At 38.1% G+C, this 18,061-nt stretch carries 21 protein-coding genes; 6 read left to right on the forward strand and 15 right to left on the reverse strand.

Going from position 1 to position 18,061, the window contains the following annotated elements; all coding sequences use genetic code 11:
- Positions 1 to 60: 60 nt before the first annotated feature.
- Together R8923_RS10135 and R8923_RS10140 are read right to left on the reverse strand one after the other, a co-directional pair.
- Positions 61 to 501 carry an ester cyclase gene (locus R8923_RS10135; RefSeq protein WP_485872658.1) on the reverse strand — a complete coding sequence of 147 codons (441 nt, stop codon included), beginning with the start codon at positions 499 to 501 and terminating at the stop codon, positions 61 to 63.
- Between the two features lie 346 nt (positions 502 to 847).
- Entirely contained in the window at positions 848 to 2,059 is a 1,212-nt protein-coding gene (locus R8923_RS10140; RefSeq protein ID WP_485872659.1) for an NAD(P)/FAD-dependent oxidoreductase, read from the reverse strand.
- Between the two features lie 526 nt (positions 2,060 to 2,585).
- On the opposite strand from R8923_RS10140, the gene R8923_RS10145 reads away from it, so the two are divergent.
- Positions 2,586 to 3,581, forward strand: coding sequence for an NAD(P)/FAD-dependent oxidoreductase (locus R8923_RS10145; RefSeq protein WP_485872660.1), 996 nt, complete (start codon positions 2,586 to 2,588; stop codon positions 3,579 to 3,581).
- 81 nt (positions 3,582 to 3,662) lie between these two features.
- On the opposite strand, the gene R8923_RS10150 is transcribed toward R8923_RS10145, so the two are convergent.
- On the reverse strand, positions 3,663 to 3,818 hold the full coding sequence (locus tag R8923_RS10150) for a hypothetical protein (RefSeq protein ID WP_485872661.1): 156 nt from the start codon (positions 3,816 to 3,818) through the stop codon (positions 3,663 to 3,665).
- A 224-nt stretch (positions 3,819 to 4,042) separates the two neighbouring features.
- Here R8923_RS10150 and R8923_RS10155 point away from each other — a divergent pair, with 224 nt between their 5' ends.
- Positions 4,043 to 4,672, forward strand: a complete 630-nt coding sequence (locus tag R8923_RS10155) for an SDR family oxidoreductase (RefSeq protein WP_485872662.1) — start codon at positions 4,043 to 4,045, stop codon at positions 4,670 to 4,672.
- Positions 4,673 to 4,704: 32 nt separating this feature from the next.
- Here the strand turns inward: R8923_RS10155 and R8923_RS10160 are convergent, their stop codons facing one another.
- Both R8923_RS10160 and R8923_RS10165 read right to left on the reverse strand, forming a co-directional pair.
- Positions 4,705 to 4,938 carry a YuzB family protein gene (locus tag R8923_RS10160; RefSeq protein ID WP_088809811.1) on the reverse strand — a complete coding sequence of 78 codons (234 nt, stop codon included), beginning with the start codon at positions 4,936 to 4,938 and terminating at the stop codon, positions 4,705 to 4,707.
- Positions 4,939 to 4,986: 48 nt separating this feature from the next.
- A complete protein-coding gene (locus R8923_RS10165; RefSeq protein WP_485872663.1) occupies positions 4,987 to 5,316 on the reverse strand; it encodes a YuzD family protein in 330 nt (109 codons plus the stop codon).
- A 384-nt stretch (positions 5,317 to 5,700) separates the two neighbouring features.
- Between R8923_RS10165 and R8923_RS10170 the strand changes: the two genes are divergently transcribed.
- Together R8923_RS10170 and R8923_RS10175 are read left to right on the forward strand one after the other, a co-directional pair.
- Positions 5,701 to 5,937 carry a NifU family protein gene (locus R8923_RS10170; RefSeq protein WP_485872664.1) on the forward strand — a complete coding sequence of 79 codons (237 nt, stop codon included), beginning with the start codon at positions 5,701 to 5,703 and terminating at the stop codon, positions 5,935 to 5,937.
- A 48-nt stretch (positions 5,938 to 5,985) separates the two neighbouring features.
- A complete protein-coding gene (locus tag R8923_RS10175; RefSeq protein WP_485872665.1) occupies positions 5,986 to 6,486 on the forward strand; it encodes a phosphatidylglycerophosphatase A family protein in 501 nt (166 codons plus the stop codon).
- A gap of 49 nt (positions 6,487 to 6,535) precedes the next feature.
- On the opposite strand, the gene treC is transcribed toward R8923_RS10175, so the two are convergent.
- The 7 genes from treC to R8923_RS10210 form a co-directional block, all read right to left on the reverse strand.
- Positions 6,536 to 8,197, reverse strand: coding sequence for an alpha,alpha-phosphotrehalase (gene treC / locus R8923_RS10180; RefSeq protein ID WP_485872666.1), 1,662 nt, complete (start codon positions 8,195 to 8,197; stop codon positions 6,536 to 6,538).
- A 40-nt stretch (positions 8,198 to 8,237) separates the two neighbouring features.
- The gene (treP, locus tag R8923_RS10185; RefSeq protein ID WP_485872667.1) at positions 8,238 to 9,692 is read right to left on the reverse strand and encodes a PTS system trehalose-specific EIIBC component; all 1,455 of its coding nucleotides are present in this window, start codon (positions 9,690 to 9,692) and stop codon (positions 8,238 to 8,240) included.
- Positions 9,693 to 9,871: 179 nt separating this feature from the next.
- Entirely contained in the window at positions 9,872 to 10,570 is a 699-nt protein-coding gene (gene treR / locus R8923_RS10190; RefSeq protein ID WP_485872668.1) for a trehalose operon repressor, read from the reverse strand.
- Positions 10,571 to 10,652: 82 nt separating this feature from the next.
- Positions 10,653 to 11,945, reverse strand: coding sequence for a hemolysin family protein (locus R8923_RS10195; protein ID WP_485872669.1), 1,293 nt, complete (start codon positions 11,943 to 11,945; stop codon positions 10,653 to 10,655).
- 48 nt (positions 11,946 to 11,993) lie between these two features.
- On the reverse strand, positions 11,994 to 12,758 hold the full coding sequence (locus tag R8923_RS10200; protein ID WP_485872670.1) for a TIGR01457 family HAD-type hydrolase: 765 nt from the start codon (positions 12,756 to 12,758) through the stop codon (positions 11,994 to 11,996).
- A 15-nt stretch (positions 12,759 to 12,773) separates the two neighbouring features.
- Positions 12,774 to 13,085, reverse strand: coding sequence for a YutD family protein (locus R8923_RS10205; protein WP_485872671.1), 312 nt, complete (start codon positions 13,083 to 13,085; stop codon positions 12,774 to 12,776).
- Positions 13,046 to 14,422, reverse strand: coding sequence for a bifunctional metallophosphatase/5'-nucleotidase (locus tag R8923_RS10210; protein WP_485872672.1), 1,377 nt, complete (start codon positions 14,420 to 14,422; stop codon positions 13,046 to 13,048). Before R8923_RS10210 ends, R8923_RS10205 begins: the two co-directional genes overlap by 40 nt.
- Before the next feature lie 135 nt (positions 14,423 to 14,557).
- On the opposite strand from R8923_RS10210, the gene R8923_RS10215 reads away from it, so the two are divergent.
- Positions 14,558 to 15,394 (forward strand): sulfite exporter TauE/SafE family protein, encoded by an 837-nt coding sequence (locus R8923_RS10215; RefSeq protein WP_485872673.1) that lies wholly within the window; start codon positions 14,558 to 14,560, stop codon positions 15,392 to 15,394.
- Between the two features lie 30 nt (positions 15,395 to 15,424).
- Complete coding sequence (locus tag R8923_RS10220; protein WP_485872748.1) at positions 15,425 to 15,766, forward strand: DUF1634 domain-containing protein; 342 nt, start codon at positions 15,425 to 15,427, stop codon at positions 15,764 to 15,766.
- A 39-nt stretch (positions 15,767 to 15,805) separates the two neighbouring features.
- Here the strand turns inward: R8923_RS10220 and R8923_RS10225 are convergent, their stop codons facing one another.
- Genes R8923_RS10225 through R8923_RS10235 form a run of 3 tightly spaced genes read right to left on the reverse strand, consistent with a single transcriptional unit; the run spans position 15,806 to position 17,909 of the window.
- Positions 15,806 to 16,438 (reverse strand): DUF5105 domain-containing protein, encoded by a 633-nt coding sequence (locus R8923_RS10225; protein WP_485872674.1) that lies wholly within the window; start codon positions 16,436 to 16,438, stop codon positions 15,806 to 15,808.
- Between the two features lie 9 nt (positions 16,439 to 16,447).
- Positions 16,448 to 16,996, reverse strand: coding sequence for a hypothetical protein (locus tag R8923_RS10230; RefSeq protein WP_485872675.1), 549 nt, complete (start codon positions 16,994 to 16,996; stop codon positions 16,448 to 16,450).
- A gap of 58 nt (positions 16,997 to 17,054) precedes the next feature.
- On the reverse strand, positions 17,055 to 17,909 hold the full coding sequence (locus R8923_RS10235) for a YusW family protein (protein ID WP_485872676.1): 855 nt from the start codon (positions 17,907 to 17,909) through the stop codon (positions 17,055 to 17,057).
- Positions 17,910 to 18,061: the final 152 nt, after the last annotated feature.

An 18,061-nucleotide genomic window follows, 5' to 3' on the forward strand; every position in this document is an offset into this window, starting at 1 on the left:
GTTGGGCTAAATTAAATTTAGCCCAACTTTTTAGGTTCAATAAGTCTCTTAACCTTGCCGTTATTTTACTTGATTTTCAATTGTTGTTGGTGTTAAACCAGAATCATTGATTTGACGAATCTCATACACTTTTCCTTCATCATTAAATTCAAAAAACTCCACCGCGCCATAACTGAACTTTTTACCCGTTTTACTCGCACGTTCTCCATTTGGGAAAGTAATATCTCCAGTTAAAGTACCAGATATACTATAGCGACTTATCGCTACGTTATTGTCCGCATAAATTTCATGATCTTCTACTTTAGCATCACTTGAAAAAGTCACAATGGCACGAATAGTAGCAATGAAATTATCTGCCCCTTCAATTACTTCTCCATTTTTATGAAAAACAATATCTGGCGTAATTAACTCATACTGTTTATCAAAATCTCTATTATTAAGGTTCGTATGGAAAAGATGTGGAATCATTCTTTTTTCTTCAATTGTCATTGGATTGTTCATTTTTTATCTCCCCTTGTCATTTTTTTATGTGCTTAATCTCGTGTTTAAACCTGTATTCCCATTCTTACTTCTTGTCTAGCAAAAAAATATATATTACACCTTCCTCCTGTAAGACAAATATTTTTGACGAATCTGACTACTCCTCATAATTTAATATATATGATAATGCAGTATCTTTCTGTTTCAATTACACAAATTCAATATAACTTTCTTACAGTTTTATGAACAATTCCCCTCTTAATAACAAAACAAGCATAAATCCAGTAACTTCCATCTTCAAAATGGTTTTGTTACTAGACTTATGCTTTTATTCTCTGAAAAAATCCATTATCTCTTGTAATGGTTTTTATTTATAAAACTTAAACTTACCTTTATTCACCATTACGCCAGGTCCGCCAATTTGGAGTAGCGCGCGGTCATCGATAACCTTTTTCATTACAGAAGCTGGGTAGCCTTTTAGGTTTTTACCAAACACAATGCCAATCGCATCGTTATCACCGATGGAACAAACTGTCCCTTTTTCATGATACTCGAAATCAACAAGATCCGTATCGCCCATTGCAAGTTTTGCTAGATTGACAGCCGCAATATCAGCTTGCTGCATCGCAATTTGCGCAGTTGGCGGGTATGGGCGCTCATTTGCTGGGTTAATAATTAGCGAGCAATCACCCACAATAAGAATTTCTTCATTGCCTGGCACAGTTAGATTGTTGTTTACTTTCACACGACCGCGACCTTGTTCAAAGCCAGAAGCTTCAATGACACTGTTGCCACGAACACCAGCCGCCCAAATAATTGTGCCCGCTTTAATTTCTTTCACTTCATTCTCGCTTGCTGCATATTTCACGCCTTCAGCTGTAGCTTCTTTCACAGGCTTTCCAACTAAAAATTCCACGCCGCGGTCTTCCAAAACACCCACGCCGTAATCTACTAATTTTGGATCAAATTGTGGCAACACTTTAGGTGACGCTTCTAAACAGAAAATGCGCACTTTTTCTCGTGGCACATCATACATTTTCACAAGTTCAGGAATGCGATTTGTTAGTTCCCCTAAGAACTCGATTCCCGTAAATCCTGCCCCGCCAACGATAATCGTTAATAGTTCATCATTTTGTTCCGTTTTCCATTTCGCAAATTGCGATTCAATATGAGCGCGAATTTTCTTAACAGACTCTACACTCGTAATCGTTAATGCATATTCTTTAAGTCCCGAAATTCCGAATGTTTCTGCTTCTGAACCTAAAGCAATTAACAGATAATCATAGGAAACCTCACCATTATTCGCTAAAGACACCGTTTTCTCTTCTTTATTGATTTTTACAACCGTATCTTGAATAAAAGTGGTTTTGTTTGGATCAATGACTTTGTCTAAGGGATACATGAGTTTTTCAGGTTCAAGCGTTCCTGCCGCTGCTTCGTGCAGCCAAGTTGTTTCATGATGATAGTCATTCTTGTTTACAAGTACAAGTTCAGCACCTGTATTTGAGTTTTGCAATTTCCTTAACGTTTTTAGTCCACCGTAACCAGCACCTAGAATGACGATTTTCGGTTTATTCATCTGTAATCACATCTACTTTCCCTTTATATTTTTTTCACAAACTAATTCAAATCGAGAATATTCTCCGTATTTCTTATGTAGATTGCGCTAAAAATCTACCTCAAGTGAAACAATCCACTTGCAGTTACTATGATAGACGTTTTAGGCAAGTATTTCAAGAATTGACGCTTAGAAAAGTTAGTATATTTAAGGCATTCTAACTGGTACAGTCATTTCTTGCACATTAACACGTAACGGCTAATTATTTAGACGCTTTTGTTCATATTTTAACAAAAATTGGTATGGTCTTATGGAAAATTTCTCCATATCATTCTCCTACCCAACATTGTGAAATTCAAAACATATTTGAGAAAACCGCAACTAATCATTCCGACGTTAAAATCGCAATTTCGCTTTACTATTTATCTATTTTATAAAATCTTCATCATTCGTATGCCTATTCTTCATTTTTCAAGCAAAAGTTGCATTAGTTTTAATTTTTTTATGCTAGAATGGATATAATCTTTGATTGAAAGGGGAAATTATTTTGGATGATAAAACCAAAATTTATGATATAACTATTATCGGCGGCGGTCCAGTTGGTCTTTTCGCAGCTTTTTATGCTGGCATGCGCAAAGCCAATGTGAAAATCATCGAAAGTTTACCCCAACTAGGTGGTCAATTAACCGCGCTTTATCCTGAAAAATATATTTATGATATTCCTGGTTTTAAAGCTGTGCGGGCCCAAGAACTCATTAATAATTTAACGGAGCAAATGCAACCGTTTAATCCTAGCATTTGTCTTGAGGAGACCGTCTTACAAGTTGAAAAACAAGCGGATGGTACATTTGAAATTACGACAACAAAAGACGTTCATTATAGTAAGACCATCATTATCACTGCTGGAAATGGTGCGTTTGAACCGCGCAGACTTCAGCTAGAAGAGGCTAAGCAATTTGAGGGGGCAAACTTGCACTACTTTATTAGCGACTTAAATCGTTTCAAAGGAAGACGTGTTGCTGTTTGTGGCGGCGGCGATTCAGCTGTTGACTGGGCGTTAATGCTTGAACCAATTGCTAAATCCGTTACCATTATCCACCGGCGAGGAACGTTTCGCGCGCATGAACATAGTGTCGCAAATCTTGAAAAATCTTCCGTAACAATTTTAACGCCGTTCATTCCAACTGCACTACACGGGACAGAAACGGGCATCGAACGAATTGTTTTAGACGAAGTAAAAGGGTCACAACAAGAAATACTTGAAATTGATGATTTTATCGTCAATTACGGCTTCGTTAGCCAACTTGGCCCTATTAAAGAATGGGGCTTAACTATCGAGCGAAATTCTATCGTTGTCAACTCAAAGATGGAGACATCGATTCCCGGCATTTATAGCGCAGGAGATATTTGCACGTATGACGGTAAAGTCAAACTTATCGCTACTGGCTTTGGCGAAGCGCCGACAGCTGTTAATAATGCGATTAATTTTATTGATCCAACTGCGCGCATCCAACCTATGCACTCCACATCCATGTTTTCCTAAACTTAAAAAGGAACCTAGCTCTTTAGCTAAGTTCCTTTTATCCGTAAAAACCCTATCATAGTATCTTTCGTTTCATCATCTTTATTTATTGATGCTTTTAATTAAGCGTCTATCTTTATCATTATAAATCTGTTCTTGAATGTTCCGCATGCGTATTTTAAGTTCTGCTAGCTCACGTTCCATCGTGTCGCTTTCTTCTTTCTTCTCTCTAAGCTTTGCGCGTATCCTCCTTAACATATTTATCACCTCATATTATTCTTTTTTTCTCTATAGTTAAATGGTACCATAAAAAGAGGCTTCAAAATGTAAAATACCCTAGAAAGCCCGTTTTTAGTCCTAAATAACAAATGTAAGCATAATTTTCACACTTCCTATATATTGTTCGTAATTTTCAGACTCTGTTTTATTTTGCATTGCCCAGGGAAAAAGATAACTACCAAAACTAAAAAGGAGGTCAATTTATGAATGTTTTAGTTATTGGCGCAAATGGTCAAATTGGCAAACAAATAGTGCGTGAGTTAGCACTTGGTAAAGGTTTCTTTGTACGCGCCATGATTCGTAAAGCAAGCCAAGTAGATGAATTAGAAAAATTAGGTGCCAAGCCAATTATTGCCGATTTAGAAAAAGATTTTAGCTATGCTTATGATGCAATTGATGCCGTCATTTTTGCCGCTGGTTCCGGAGGGCATACCGGTCCTGAAAAAACTATCAGCGTTGACCAAGATGGCGCCATCAAAGCGATTCAATTTGCTGAGATAAAAAATATCAAGCGTTTCATTTTAATCAGCTCCGCTCTAGCTGGCAAGCCTGAAAAAGGTCCCGCCTCATTAGCAAATTACTTAATCGCCAAAGGACGGGCTGATGATGCATTACTTGCAAGTGAATTAGACTATACCATTTTACGTCCCGTCACCTTAACAAATGAGGCACCAACTGGTCTTGTGGACGATGCTAGCGAACTCGGTCAAGCTACAATTACCCGTGCTGATGTCGCACAATTTGCATGCGCCGTTTTATCTGAAGAGAGCACCTACCACAAAATCTATACATTTCAAAACGGTACTACACCCATTTCAAATTATATCCACTAAAAAAACCGAGGAATTTTTCCTCGGTTTTTTATTTAAATTGGATTTTCTTCAAGAAATGCATAAATGTTACGTAATAGTTCAGCAGCATCATTTCCGCGCACTACTTCACCGTCTACAAGTGCGAAAAGACTTGTCGCACATAAATCACAGTAGGTGAGGCAATCATATTCCACAACGTCCAAATTCGGATCTTCATTTAAACGTTCGTATACTTCTTGTGCCCCGCTCGCTAAATTATTAACGCAAAATTCCACAATCGGATTCACGTCTTTACTTCCTTTCTTTACAACGGAAGCCTTTCACACTTCGTCTTTCTACATCGTTGGAACATATCCGTGGTCGGTCATCACTTTATAAATATCTTTAAGTCGTGGGTTTCCTTCTGCAACAATCTCATCATCCACCACAATAACAGGATACATATAGTCTTCATCAACAATTTTTCGTGCCAAATCCCTTACATTTGAGTCAACTTGCTCTGGGTCAAAAATATCGACATACTCGACTTCAAACGGTTGATTTTGAAACTTTCTCCCAACTGCTGCACGTAGCCATTCCTCCGTTTCTTTTGAAGAAGGAGCACCTACACAGCTCGCGCAAATAACTGAAGAACCGTACACATACAGTTTTGTTTGATTTTCCATCGCAACCTCACCTCACACACATTGTACTAAAAAAAAAGAGCAAAATCGACTTTTCTGTTTTAAATGAATAAATGTGAATTTTCCTGATTAGTTATTCATTGACACCATTTAAGCAGTATATTATAATAATTAGAACAATTCTGTCACTTTAGCGCTTGTTTGTGATAAAGTGCTAATTAGCGGTTGTTTCCGTGAAAATCACGGTTTATATAACAACACTCCCTTTAGGCTGGTAAAATAACCAGTCTTACGCGGCTTTACCAACCGCGTTTTGCCCGTTCCTTTCTGAGCCTTAGGAACGGGCATATTTTGTGTCAAGTGCTTCCATCTCTTCTTCACTCCTGTTATAATAGTGAATATCACTTGAAAGGAGTTTTATTTCGTATGGAAGAAATTAGTTTTGATACTGTTGACAAAGCTTTGCAAAAGTTCCGTCCGTATTTACTCCGAGATGGTGGCGACTATGAACTTATTGATGTGACTTCAGATGGCATCGTTAAAATCAAACTTCTTGGTGCCTGCGTAACTTGTCCCAGTTCGGATATGACTCTAAAAATGGGCATTGAACTCACACTTTCAGAAAAAATTTTTGGCTTTAAAGAAGTCGTTCAAGTTTTTTAAAAAGCGGCAATTGAGATTGCTGCTTTTTTAATTTAAGGAGGAATTTGCATGGTAGAAAAACAAAGCGTTTTAGAGCAAAAAGCACGTACAATGCTTACTGAACGCGGTGTGACAATTGATGACATAGCAGATCTTGTTTTATTTCTACAGAAAAAATATCATCCGAAGTTAGAACGTTCGGTTTGTATCGAAAATGTGGAACAAGTTTTAAGTAAACGCGAAGTGCAAAACGCCATTTTAACAGGGATTCAATTGGATATTTTAGCTGAAAAAGGCGAATTAATGCAGCCATTACAAAATATTATTAGTAGTGATGAAGGTTTATACGGTGTTGATGAAATTTTGGCGTTGTCCATTGTTAACGTTTATGGCTCTATTGGCTTTACCAATTATGGCTATATCGATAAAGTAAAACCTGGCATTTTAGGAAGATTGAATGAACATAATGGCCAAGACATTCACACCTTTTTAGACGACATTGTGGGGGCTATTGCAGCCGCAGCCGCGAGTCGACTTGCCCATAGTTATCACGACGACATTGTTCAGTGAAATTTAAAGAAAGCCTAGCAACTTATGCGGTTGCTAGGCTTTTAATCATTTAACCTGATATTATTAACGCTTCATACGGTCTTAATTCAAGTGTATCTTTTATTATTCGTCCAGATTGCTCATAGTTAGAGAGTAATATTTGTCCGCCTTTATTTAACCATGTTAATTCATGCAAACAAATGCTAGCTGGCTGTTCATAAAAGTTCGCGACGACTAATAAATGACTCTTTGCCGTGTTTCTTGTGTAGGCAAAAATATGTTCATCAAGAAGGAGTAGCGGCTTGTAGTCTCCTTCTGTGATAATCGAATGCGCTTTACGGAGCTTAATCAGTTGCTGATAATATTTGAATACTGATTTCGCAGCAGCCTGATCTTTTGCGGCATTAACTGTTGCGCTATTTTTCCCTGCGCTTATCCAAGATGTACCATCAGTAAAACCATTTGCCTCACTTGCATCCCAAGTCATTGGTGTTCGCCCGTTATCTCTTGATTTATCTGCTAAAATTGCCAACGTTTCAGCCTCGCTACTTCCAGCTGCTATGAGCCTCTTATATGCATTTAGTGACTCCACATCGCGATACTCATCAATGGAGCGAAAATCAGGATTTCCAGTAGCAAATTCTTCTCCTTGGTAAATATAAGGTGTCCCCTGCATGCCATGTAATACTGTGGCTAACATGGTCGCACTTTCATAGCGATACTTCTCGTCACTGCCGAACCTTGTGACTGCCCGCGGTTGGTCATGATTATTCCAAAACAGTGCGTTCCAGCCACCGCCTTCGTGCATGCCAATTTGCCAGTCAGCAAATAATCGCTTTAACTCGGTGAAATTAAATGGCGCTCTTGTCCATTTTGCTTTATCTTTATAGTCTACTTTTAAATGATGAAAATTAAATACCATATCTAACTCTTCATTTTCTGGTTTTGTATAAGCAATACAACTTGGCAAGGTTGTTGATGACATCTCTCCGGTTGTCAGCGCATTAGGAAATTCAGCTAAAACTTCTTGATGCATTTCATGTAAGAACTCATGGATTCTTGGACCATCTGTATAAAACTTGCGCCCATCATCCGTTGCGGATTCTAGGCTATCATCTAAGAAGCGCTGATCTTTTGATAATAAATTTACTACGTCTAATCGAAAACCATCAATACCTTTTTTCAGCCACCAACGCATCATCTGATAAATTTCTGCGCGTAGCTTTGGATTTTCCCAATTTAAGTCTGCCTGAGTCACATCAAATAAATGTAAATAGTGATTTTTAGTTGCCTCGTTATATTCCCATGCACTTCCGCCAAACTTTGACTGCCAATTATTCGGTTTCTCTTGCCAGATATAAAAGTCATAATACGGATTATCGCGGCCTGTTTTCGCCTGCTGAAACCACTCATGTTCTGTTGACGTATGATTTACAACTAAATCCATAATGATTTTTAATCCTTTATGATGCGCCTTCGTAAGCAGTTCATCAAAATCGGCTAAGGTGCCATATTGAGGATCAATGTTATAATAATCCGCTATATCATAGCCATTATCACGCTGTGGTGATACATATATCGGTGTTAGCCAAACATAATCAACACCAAGCTTCACTAAATAATCTAAGCGGGAAATGATTCCTTGAATATCACCAATCCCATCACCGTTACTATCCTGAAAGCTCTTCGGATAGATTTGATAAACAACAGATTGTTTAAAATTTGTACTCATTTATTATCCTCTCTTCAATCATCCTTATGTTTTTTATTTTCTACATACCGAAATCTGTATCCTCAGGCGTGATTATTTCTTGTCCGCCTGCTTTCTTCACGGCCATTTTATGGAATGCGAAGGTTAACGCCATTGGCACAGCAATAGCTACAATCATCGCGATGGCAAATGGTAGCCAATCTTGTGGTTGAATGGATAAAATTCCAGGTAGTCCCCCGATACCAATAGCATTTGCCATTACCCCGCTAACTGTCGATACTACCGCGGCACAGGCCGATCTGATAATTGCAGCATAAAATGGGTAACGGAACTTCAAGTTAACGCCGTACATCGCAGGTTCAGTAACCCCAAGCCAAGCGGAAATGGTTGAAGATGTTGTTACTGACCGCGTCTTAGCATCTTTGTATAAGAAATAGCATGCAAACGCGGCAGCACCTTGTGCAATATTACTTAAAGCAATCATTGGCCAAATCATTGTTCCACCGAGGTTAGCGATTAATTGTAGGTCTACGGCGATAAAGGTATGATGTAAGCCTGTAATAACAAGCGGTGCATAAGCTAGACCAAAAATAATGGCACCAATAAAGCTAAATGGTCCGGTTAGTAACCATTCAAAGGAGAATGCAATTCCGTTCCCTATTTCGCGCGAAACTGGACCAATGATAGTATAGGATAACACCATTGTAACTAATAAAACTGTAATTGGAATAATGACCATTTTTAAGGCATCATGAATATATTTATTTAAAAATGTTTCCATTTTAGCGAGAACAATTCCGCCAATCAAAGCTGGTAAAACTTGTGCTTGATAACCTACTTTTTGAATTGTAAATAAACCAAAATCCCAGACTGGCACTTTACCAGCCGCATTAGCTGCTGCGTAGTCATAAGCATTAAGCAATTGCGGTGATACTAACATAATTCCTAACGTAATACCAAGTACCGGAGTCCCTCCGAACTTTTTCACTGTAGACCAACAGATGGCCACCGGCAGGAAATGGAAAATGGCTTCTCCAGGAACCCATAAGAATGCATTTAGTGCATCCACCCAGGAATACATTTCCGTTAAGGTTAAGCCGCCAAACTTGATTTCGCCAATGATATTTCGTATGCCTAAAATTAATCCGCCCGCTAATAAAATCGGGATAATTGGTACAAAAATCTCAGCAAGATTGGCAATTAGACGCTGTATAATATTTTGATGCTGTAAAGCATCTTGTTTCACTTCTTCTTTACTTACTTTTTCAATACCACTCACTTCTGCAAAATCTTTATAAAAATCGGCAACAGCATTTCCAATGATGACTTGAAACTGACCAGCACTAGTGAATGTCCCCTTCACTTCATCTAATGTTTCAATTTTCGTCACATCTGCCATATCTTCATCTTTTAAAACAAACCGAAGCCGAGTTACACAATGCGTTAATGATACGATATTATCTTTTCCGCCAACATAATCAAGTAACAACTTTGCCTGCTCAGTATACTTCCCCATAATTTACCTCCTAGAGTGTAAGCCTTTACATAAAACTATAACTTGTTTAAACAAGATTGTCAACATGTTTAGACAAGTTTGCGGAAATTTTGTTTAACTAGCAAAAAAAGCATACTCTCAGTAACAATCCCCTTTCAAAATTCGAAGATTACTGAATTTATGCTTTTTACGACACTTGTTTAACGCCTAGCAATATCGGTGAAAATAAATCGATCAGGTCGATGTCTAGATTGAGTATATTCAAATAACACTCCGTTTTGTAAGTAAACAAAGTTATGAACAACTGCGACTAAATCGAAATCTAGCATATCAATATGTTCATAGTCGGTTTCAGTCGCTCGTTCAATGACAATACTTTTCTTAGCAATACCAATTTCAATCGCGAGCTCTTCTTCAATAAACGTGTAAATTGACTTTTGCGCAATTTCAGGTGTCAGTCCAGGAATAAGTTGCTGAGCGAAATAATTTACATCCAGAATAATTCGCTCATTTTGAAGCGAGCGTACTCGTTTAATATGAGTTAGTAGGGTGTTCACTGCAAACCCACTCTTTTTTGCCAACTGTTCATCAGCAGTGATATGTTCAAATGCTACTACTTTTGTTTGGAAGTTTTCCTTTGTTCGCACCATAACCTCTTGAAAACTTTCAAGACCGCTAATTGCAAATTCAAAAGAACGGTTGTCTAATACGAAGACACCTTTTCCTTTCTTACTTACCACCATACCGTCACTAATTAGCAAATCAATTGCTCGGCGAACAGTATTCCGACTTACATTATATTTTTCAGTCAACTTGCTTTCAGAAGGAAGCTGTTGTTTATACTCCCTATTTATAATTTTAGTCTTTAAATCATCGTATATCTGATAATACTTATTCATGTTGCTTAGCACCACCCAAACTGTATTTTATCACGACTTGGTATTTATTAAAATTTTGAAACGTAACTAAAAACACGTAAGATCAGCTATTTTCAGTTTTTCTTATCTCCACTTGTCGTACAGAATTTTTATTCATTGCTAAAATAATAAACTTCCAGCCAGATTCTTGAATGATATCACCACTATCTAAATTAAAATTTTGTAAAAACAGCCAGCCAGATAAAGTATGTACGCCTTGCCCTACAAGTTCAATTCCAAGGACTTCCTCCACACTAACGAGTGGTTCTGATCCCTCTATGATAAAATGATTTTTCGAAATATGCCGAACCCCTTTTGGATTTTTCGCTTCCTCCATATCGCCAACAATAATCTCCATCACATCTTCAAGCGTTACAATACCAGAAGTTCCACCGTACTCATCCGTTAAAATCGTAAAAACCTCCGCACGCTCCTGCATCTTCACAAGTAATTCCTCAAGCATAATACCTTCAAACATTTCAAGCGCTTCTGTTACAAAAGGACGAATCGATTTTTCGAGAATTTCCGGATTCTCACCTAGACCAGCCATGACTCGGCTCACTTGAAGCATTCCTACGATTTTATCCTTATTATTTTCTTCAGTGACTGGAAAAATGTGATACGTATGTTGTGCTGTCAATTTTAGTAAATCAAGAACTGTTGCCGTCTCATCAATTGTAATGACTTTTAGACGGGGAATCATAATTTCATTTGCGGGAACATCCGCAAGCTTAAAAATATTTTTCATATATTTGAATTCTTGTTGGTTTAAAATTCCTTGTCGGTAGCTATCCTCAAAAATAATTTTCAGCTCGGTTGGCGTCATCTGCTCGCTATTCGGTTGATTTTTTGCCCCAAAAGGCTTTGTAATAAGATTTGCAGAACGATTTAATAACCAGTTTAAAGGAAATGTTAGCTTATACCAATATACAAGTGGCCGCGCGATTATGAGTGCTACTTTTTCCGTGCTTTGAATGGTCAGCGTTTTCGGCGCCAGCTCACCAAGAACGACGTTGAAAAATGTGATGAGGATGAATGACACAAAAATGGAAATTGGACCTTCAAGTGAACTTGGTAATGGCAACCACTCAAATAGTGGTGCAAGAAATTTTTGCATTGTTTCTTCACCAATCCAGCCCATCGCAAGTGCAGCAAGAGTATTTCCGAGCTGACAAGCCGCCAAATAATCATTCATGTTCTGTGTCACAAGTGCTACGTATTTCGCACGCTTATGACCACTTTCGACAAGGCTCGTTACGGTTGGCTTACGAATAGCTACTATAGCAAACTCAGAGGCTACAAAAAATGCAGTTGCCGCAATAAGAAAGACAACAAAAAAATCACTTACAATATCCACAGTCATTCCTCCTTTTTTGAAAGTAAAAAAAGCGTCACAAAAACGCTCTTAAAATTTCCATTCTGCCAAGCTAGAAAGTGCATAAGTCGGTTGAATTTCCTTCTGCACTAGCGCTTCTTTCGATGTAAAACCGGTGTGAACGATGAGCGTATCCATTTCCGCATGAATTCCGGCTAAAATATCCGTTTCATAGTTATCGCCGACCATAATGGCCGTATTTTTTGTGACACCCAGTCGTTCAAGCGCTTGATTAATAATAATTCGTTCCGGTTTTCCAACGATTATTGGCGCTTTTTCACTCGCAACCGACACCATTGCCGTAATCGAGCCGTTCCCTGGTAATAACCCACGTTCAGTCGGAATCGCCGCATCCACGTTTGTAGAAATAAATTGCGCACCGCCTCGAATGGCAAGCACAGCTTGTGCCACTTTTTCATACGTTAAATGCGTGTCCATGCCCACAACAACAAATGCTGGGTTTTCTGGTTGCACTTTAAACCCCGCCTCAAATAGAGCTGTTTCAAGCCCTTCTTCCCCTATGAAAAAAACGCTTCGCTCATCTGTTTGTTGTGTCATAAATGCGGCTGTCGCCTGCGCCGAAGTAAAAATATCCTCTGGCTCTGCTGGGATACCCATTCCGTTTAAGCGGTCGCTCACTTGTTTAGGCGTTTTTGTTGAATTATTCGTCACAAACAAATGTGGAATTTGCTTTTCATTTAACGTTTTAATAAATGGAATCGCCTCTGGAATAACCGTTCCACCGCGGTACATTGTCCCGTCTAAATCAATTAAATAAGCCTTGTATTGTTTCAAACTAAAAACGCCTTTCTATTTTTTAACTTTTTTCAACACAAAATAGGCACAGCCAAAATTACAGTATTCATATAAATACTCTTTTAGCGTGCTAATTTTATTATCGTAGGTCGATTTACGATTATTATCTTCAAAGAAGCCTTTTAAACGCAGTTGATCATAACCATAATCGCCAACAATATAGTCATAGCGAAGTAAAACATCACTGAAACGTTCCATTAATTTTTCTTCATCAAAACATTCGCGGTAATTGGTTAGTAGCTCATATTCTTGCTTTTCTATCGTTATCATTCTTTTTCCTCCCCGTACAATTTTTTTAGTTGCCATGTTAAAATATCGCGGAGTAATTCCGGTGTATATACTTCTTTTTTCTTTACTTGTTTTATGATCGGGAAAAACGGTGCATAAACAAAAGTATCATGGGTTACAATTCGGTATTTCCGACTTGTATCAATTTGTTTTCCGTCCCAAAGTGGCATGTTAGAAGCTCGGTCATATCCCATTCGCTTCATTAAAATGGATCCGAAAACTTCACCACGAAAACCGAATCCCTTAAGTGGAAACTCCTTAAGCTCATCTTGTTTGCGAATAATTTCTTGGATTAAAACTTCAAGTTCTTGTCCCGAAAGTGTTACCGCAATTAAATTGAGCGGATGCGGCAAAAGTTGGTGGATATCAAACGCGCTTACATCGCCTTTTTCAAGGTCTTTCATGTATATTCCAGCGTTCGTCAAAAAAGTATCAGCCCCACTAAACGCGCATGCGGCATCATGAAATACCTCTGCAATTTTTGACCCTCCAAACCAATTATGCTCTAACTTTCTAGGGAGTGCAACCACTTTTTTAGAAAGCATATTTTTTCCTTTTTCAAAAAATGCTGCAATTTGCGCCTCTTCATCATTTGGCGCGGGGAGCGTTTCAGTTTGATATACTGTAGCCGTTTTTGAAAGAACTGCCTTTTCATCACTGAAGGTCACCGTTACCTTGCCAACATATTCCCCCCATCTGCCGCAAGCGGCAAGGAGTGTTGCGCCAATTTTTTTGCCATTTTCAAGGAGATGATGCGTATGACTGCCTAGAATTAAGTCAATTTCAGGAATTTGCGTAGCAATTTGTTCATCAAGCGGCAACCCAAGATGTGAAAGTAAAATAATAAAATCTGTGTCCACATCAAGTATTGCAATTTGTTCGCGGATACACTGGATTGGCTCTTTTATGCCCCATCCAAGTGATTCATAATATTCACTAAATGCAGCCGTCACACCAATGACTGCTATTTTAATTCCGTTAACTTCCTTATACACAAAAGGCACCGCCCAGTTTGCCCGCCCAGTTCTTTCCACATCCGCATAAATATTTGCACATACGACAGGAAAATTTGCATTTTCATAAAGTCTTGAAAGTTGTTCATAGGAAAGCGTTGTACCTTCATTATTTCCAATCGTCACCGCATCGTATGCTAATTCATTTAACAGCGCCACATTTGCTTTTCCCGCACTGCCTTCTGTTAACGGATGAACGCGGTCCAAAAAATCGCCAATATCAAATAAAAGGCTGTTGCTCGCGTTTTCTTGTCTTTTTTCAGCCAAAAAGGTTTTGATTCGCGGCCAATTTTCCAAGTGACTATGGATATCATTCGTATGCCAAATTTGAAGTTGTTTCATAGTAACATCCCCTTTTACTCCCTCTATTGTAGCTTAAAATCCTATTTTTGACACGCAACTCCGCTCCCACTCTTTTCATTTTGCTTTTTTTGGCGTATGATAAAAAGATGATGACTTACAGAAAGAAGTGAATTTATGGACACGCAAATGATGATGATACTTATTATCGCCATTTTTGCCGGTATTCTCGGATCCATTCTCGGACTTGGTGGTGGAATTATTATCACACCAGCATTAACACTCATTTTCGGCATCGATATTCAGTACGCAATTGGTGCAAGCATTATTTCCGTTATCGCAACTAGTAGCGGCTCTGCGATTGCTTACATAAAAGATCACATCACAAATCTTCGCGTTGGCATGTTTTTAGAAATCGCCACTACAATCGGCGCAATAACTGGAGCCTTCGTCGGTGGACTGCTGTCAGCAACCGCGCTGTATATTATTTTCGGTCTACTCCTTCTTTATTCCAGCTATAATATGTTTAAAAAAGTAGGTTCCGAATTTCCCGTAAACGTAGAAAAAGATCCCTTAGCTACCAAATTGAAACTCCACGATAGTTATTACGACAAGGCGCTTCGAAAAGAAATCCCGTATAATGTTGCGAACGTAAAAGCAGGATTTGGCGTCATGTACGGAGCCGGCGTTGCAAGTGGCTTACTTGGAATCGGTAGTGGCGCGTTTAAAGTCATGGCACTTGATGTTTTCATGAAAATGCCACTAAAAGTGTCAAGTGCAACGAGCAATCTTATGATGGGTGTGACCGCTGCTGCAAGCGCCACAGTCTACTTGTTTAAAGGCGATATCGATCCAACTATCGCAGCCCCAGTTGCCATTGGAGTTTTAATTGGTGCCACAATAGGCACACGCGTCATGCAACATTTAAAAAGTAAAGTTATTCGTATCATTTTTATTCCCGTGCTCTTATACGTCGCCATACAAATGATTCTTGAAGGATTGGGGTGGATTTAATTGGCTAACGATAAACAAAAAGAGCAAGAAATGTACCACGTTGAAGTTATTGTTGGCGGCCTGCTCCGCATCGGCGTTTTAATTAGCGCAACCATTATAATTTTCGGTCTCATTCTTTATATGGTGACCGGCGAAAGTGGCTATAAAGGCTCGACCTATCCAACTTCTATTTCCGCCATCTTTACTGGACTTACTGCATTAAAGCCATTTTCCATCATCATGTTTGGACTGCTCTGCCTGATTTTCACGCCCGTATTTCGGGTTATCGTCTCCCTTTTTACTTTTTTAAAAGAAAAAGATTATTTATATGTTGGTATTACTGGTATCGTTCTTTGTATATTATTAATCAGCTTTTTAATTGGTAAAGGATAAAAAAATGAGATTTCCGCGTATAGGAAATCTCATTTTTATTTATAAGCCAAATGCTTCATAGATATTTTTGAAAAAGATATCTTCATTAACAATTTGCCATTGTTCTTTATCATCAGGGTTTTGCTTCAATTCAAGAATAACTGTTACGGCCTTTTCCTCAGCAGGACTTCCTAAATACATCGTTTCAAGCGACTTATAACTCACTTCGTTAATGACCGCATTCAATTCAGCTTCCGAGCTATCCGCTGTAATTTTCTGTTCAGTTTGATTAATCAATGTTTCAATTTCATTGTTTACCGTCTCACTATCTGTGTCTAGGCCTTTTACAGCAATTTTTAAAGTTGCTTTTTTACTACTCTCATCTTCAACCTTAACCGAGTACGAGCTCACCTTTTTTAAATGTTTTTGTACTTCTTGCTGAAAATCTTCCAGTTCCGACTTCGACTTATCTGGAAATTGTTCTTGAATAGATGATATGAATGTATTTTGGTTTTCTCGAATCATACTTGCATCATCGATTCCAAAAATCGCTTTTAATTCAGGCGTGGATTCTTCATAAATATAGCTTTGTATGAGCGCATCACCAGCTTTTTTAGCATCTTCCGGTTGTTGGCACCCTGCAAGTACGAGGAAAACAGCACCAAATATTACTAGAAAGAAATATTTCTTCATTTTATTCTCCTAACGATGACTTTGATTATATTTTTTCTTTTCTTCAATAATGCGTTGGCGTTCTGCATCTGAAAGATTAGGGTCACTCAATTGATTTCCATACTCGCGATTTTTCTCACCAATCTCTCTACCATTTCGGCTTGCTCCTGTAGTTACATCTGATTGACCACTCTGTGTATTTGAAGAGGAGTCTCCAGAACTTTTTGGCTCAGCACTTTTTTCTGTTTCGGACTGGCTTCCTTGACTGTTTGAAGCTGCCGTTTGTTGTTTAGCTTGCTCCGCCTGTCTAGCCGCTGCTTCACGAGCTGCTTGTTCTTTTTTAGCAACTGCTGCTTTATAAGCAGCGATTTTTTTCTCTTCTACTTTCTTCACATGTGTTGTATCCACTTTCACTTTCACTTTTTCTCGAATTGCTGTGATTTTTTTCTGAATCGCAGCAGTTTGAACTTTATTGTAAGTTGATGGTGCTGCTGCTTTAGCTGATGGCTGGAATAAAACTGATAGGACTACTAGAAAACCAACTATATAAACTATGTTAACATATTTTTTTTGTAACATATCCTATTCTCCTTTATATCATGCAAAATGGAGCCCGAATAAACGGGACTCCATAGAATTATTTTACTTTAAACTCAAATTTTGCATTATTAGTTTGTTTCACTTCATATTCAAATTTCTCAAAGTTATTTTTAAGATTTAATTTTGATGTAACGTGGTTAATAATTTGAGTTTTATTTTTGTTTTGGAAGTTAAAGCCATTAAAGATTTTTTCTATTGCAACTTGTGCATCTTTACCTTTTAATTTTTGTCCAGTGAACTCATTTTTATATTCAGCTTCCACTCTACCATTACTCTTCACTTCATATTCGATTTCAACATCTTTCTTTTTATACTCAATTTCAACGTCTAATTCTTTAATGTTTAAAGTAGAAGTTGTAACCTCACCTGGTGCTGGTGTTGGGCTTACTGCTTCATCATCTTGATCAGGAGCTGGTGTTGGGCTTACTGCTTCATCATCTTGATCAGGAGCTGGTGTTGGAGTTACTGAAGAAGAATGGTATGTACCGAAGTTAACTTCTGTTCTCCAAGCATTCGAAACGTAAATAACTTTAAGACCAACGTTTTCGCCTTTAGAAATAGCAGTTAAAATGCTCTTCAATTGGTTAGCGTAACTTACAGAAGATGCTTTTGTAGCAATTACTTTCGCTTGTGCGTTCGTATATCCTGCTTTTTCCCAAGTTTGCGTTTCTTTTAACTTGTTGTAAACTTTTGTAATATTTGCTGTCGTAAGTTTAACCCCTGTGATGCTTTCTACTTCAGCTTTGCTAAATTCAACGATTTTCTTGTAAGCATCTTGATAAATAACCTCACCTGGTGCTGCCGCTGCTTCTGATACTGTTGGAGCTAGTGTTGTGACACCTATCGTCAAGGCTAACCCCGTGATTGCTGTTACTTTTACAAATTTGTTCATGTCAATTTCTCCTTTGTCCTATAAATTTTGTAGTATTGTTTTATCTATACTAGCTAAACTTAGTATAAACAATAACCTTTTATTCGTCAAGGTTTTTCTACTATTTTTTTTATAATAGCTAATATTAGATTGTGTAAAACCATTGAAAATGC

The organism is Listeria tempestatis (assembly GCF_963575625.1).
Classification (GTDB): domain Bacteria; phylum Bacillota; class Bacilli; order Lactobacillales; family Listeriaceae; genus Listeria; species Listeria tempestatis.

What these genes read in the sequence shown, in the direction of transcription:
- treC (WP_485872666.1), bottom strand. Translation starts at nt 8,197, where the DNA reads ATGAGTACAAATTTTAAACAATCTGTTGTTTATCAAATCTATCCGAAG.
- R8923_RS10150 (WP_485872661.1), bottom strand. Translation starts at nt 3,818, where the DNA reads ATGTTAAGGAGGATACGCGCAAAGCTTAGAGAGAAGAAAGAAGAAAGC.
- R8923_RS10170 (WP_485872664.1), top strand. Translation starts at nt 5,701, where the DNA reads ATGGAAGAAATTAGTTTTGATACTGTTGACAAAGCTTTGCAAAAGTTC.
- R8923_RS10210 (WP_485872672.1), bottom strand. Translation starts at nt 14,422, where the DNA reads ATGAAACAACTTCAAATTTGGCATACGAATGATATCCATAGTCACTTG.
- R8923_RS10140 (WP_485872659.1), bottom strand. Translation starts at nt 2,059, where the DNA reads ATGAATAAACCGAAAATCGTCATTCTAGGTGCTGGTTACGGTGGACTA.
- R8923_RS10215 (WP_485872673.1), top strand. Translation starts at nt 14,558, where the DNA reads ATGGACACGCAAATGATGATGATACTTATTATCGCCATTTTTGCCGGT.
- R8923_RS10225 (WP_485872674.1), bottom strand. Translation starts at nt 16,438, where the DNA reads ATGAAGAAATATTTCTTTCTAGTAATATTTGGTGCTGTTTTCCTCGTA.
- R8923_RS10205 (WP_485872671.1), bottom strand. Translation starts at nt 13,085, where the DNA reads ATGGCAACTAAAAAAATTGTACGGGGAGGAAAAAGAATGATAACGATA.
- R8923_RS10230 (WP_485872675.1), bottom strand. Translation starts at nt 16,996, where the DNA reads ATGTTACAAAAAAAATATGTTAACATAGTTTATATAGTTGGTTTTCTA.
- R8923_RS10235 (WP_485872676.1), bottom strand. Translation starts at nt 17,909, where the DNA reads ATGAACAAATTTGTAAAAGTAACAGCAATCACGGGGTTAGCCTTGACG.
- treP (WP_485872667.1), bottom strand. Translation starts at nt 9,692, where the DNA reads ATGGGGAAGTATACTGAGCAGGCAAAGTTGTTACTTGATTATGTTGGC.
- treR (WP_485872668.1), bottom strand. Translation starts at nt 10,570, where the DNA reads ATGAATAAGTATTATCAGATATACGATGATTTAAAGACTAAAATTATA.
- R8923_RS10220 (WP_485872748.1), top strand. Translation starts at nt 15,425, where the DNA reads ATGTACCACGTTGAAGTTATTGTTGGCGGCCTGCTCCGCATCGGCGTT.
- R8923_RS10175 (WP_485872665.1), top strand. Translation starts at nt 5,986, where the DNA reads ATGGTAGAAAAACAAAGCGTTTTAGAGCAAAAAGCACGTACAATGCTT.
- R8923_RS10135 (WP_485872658.1), bottom strand. Translation starts at nt 501, where the DNA reads ATGAACAATCCAATGACAATTGAAGAAAAAAGAATGATTCCACATCTT.
- R8923_RS10165 (WP_485872663.1), bottom strand. Translation starts at nt 5,316, where the DNA reads ATGGAAAATCAAACAAAACTGTATGTGTACGGTTCTTCAGTTATTTGC.
- R8923_RS10155 (WP_485872662.1), top strand. Translation starts at nt 4,043, where the DNA reads ATGAATGTTTTAGTTATTGGCGCAAATGGTCAAATTGGCAAACAAATA.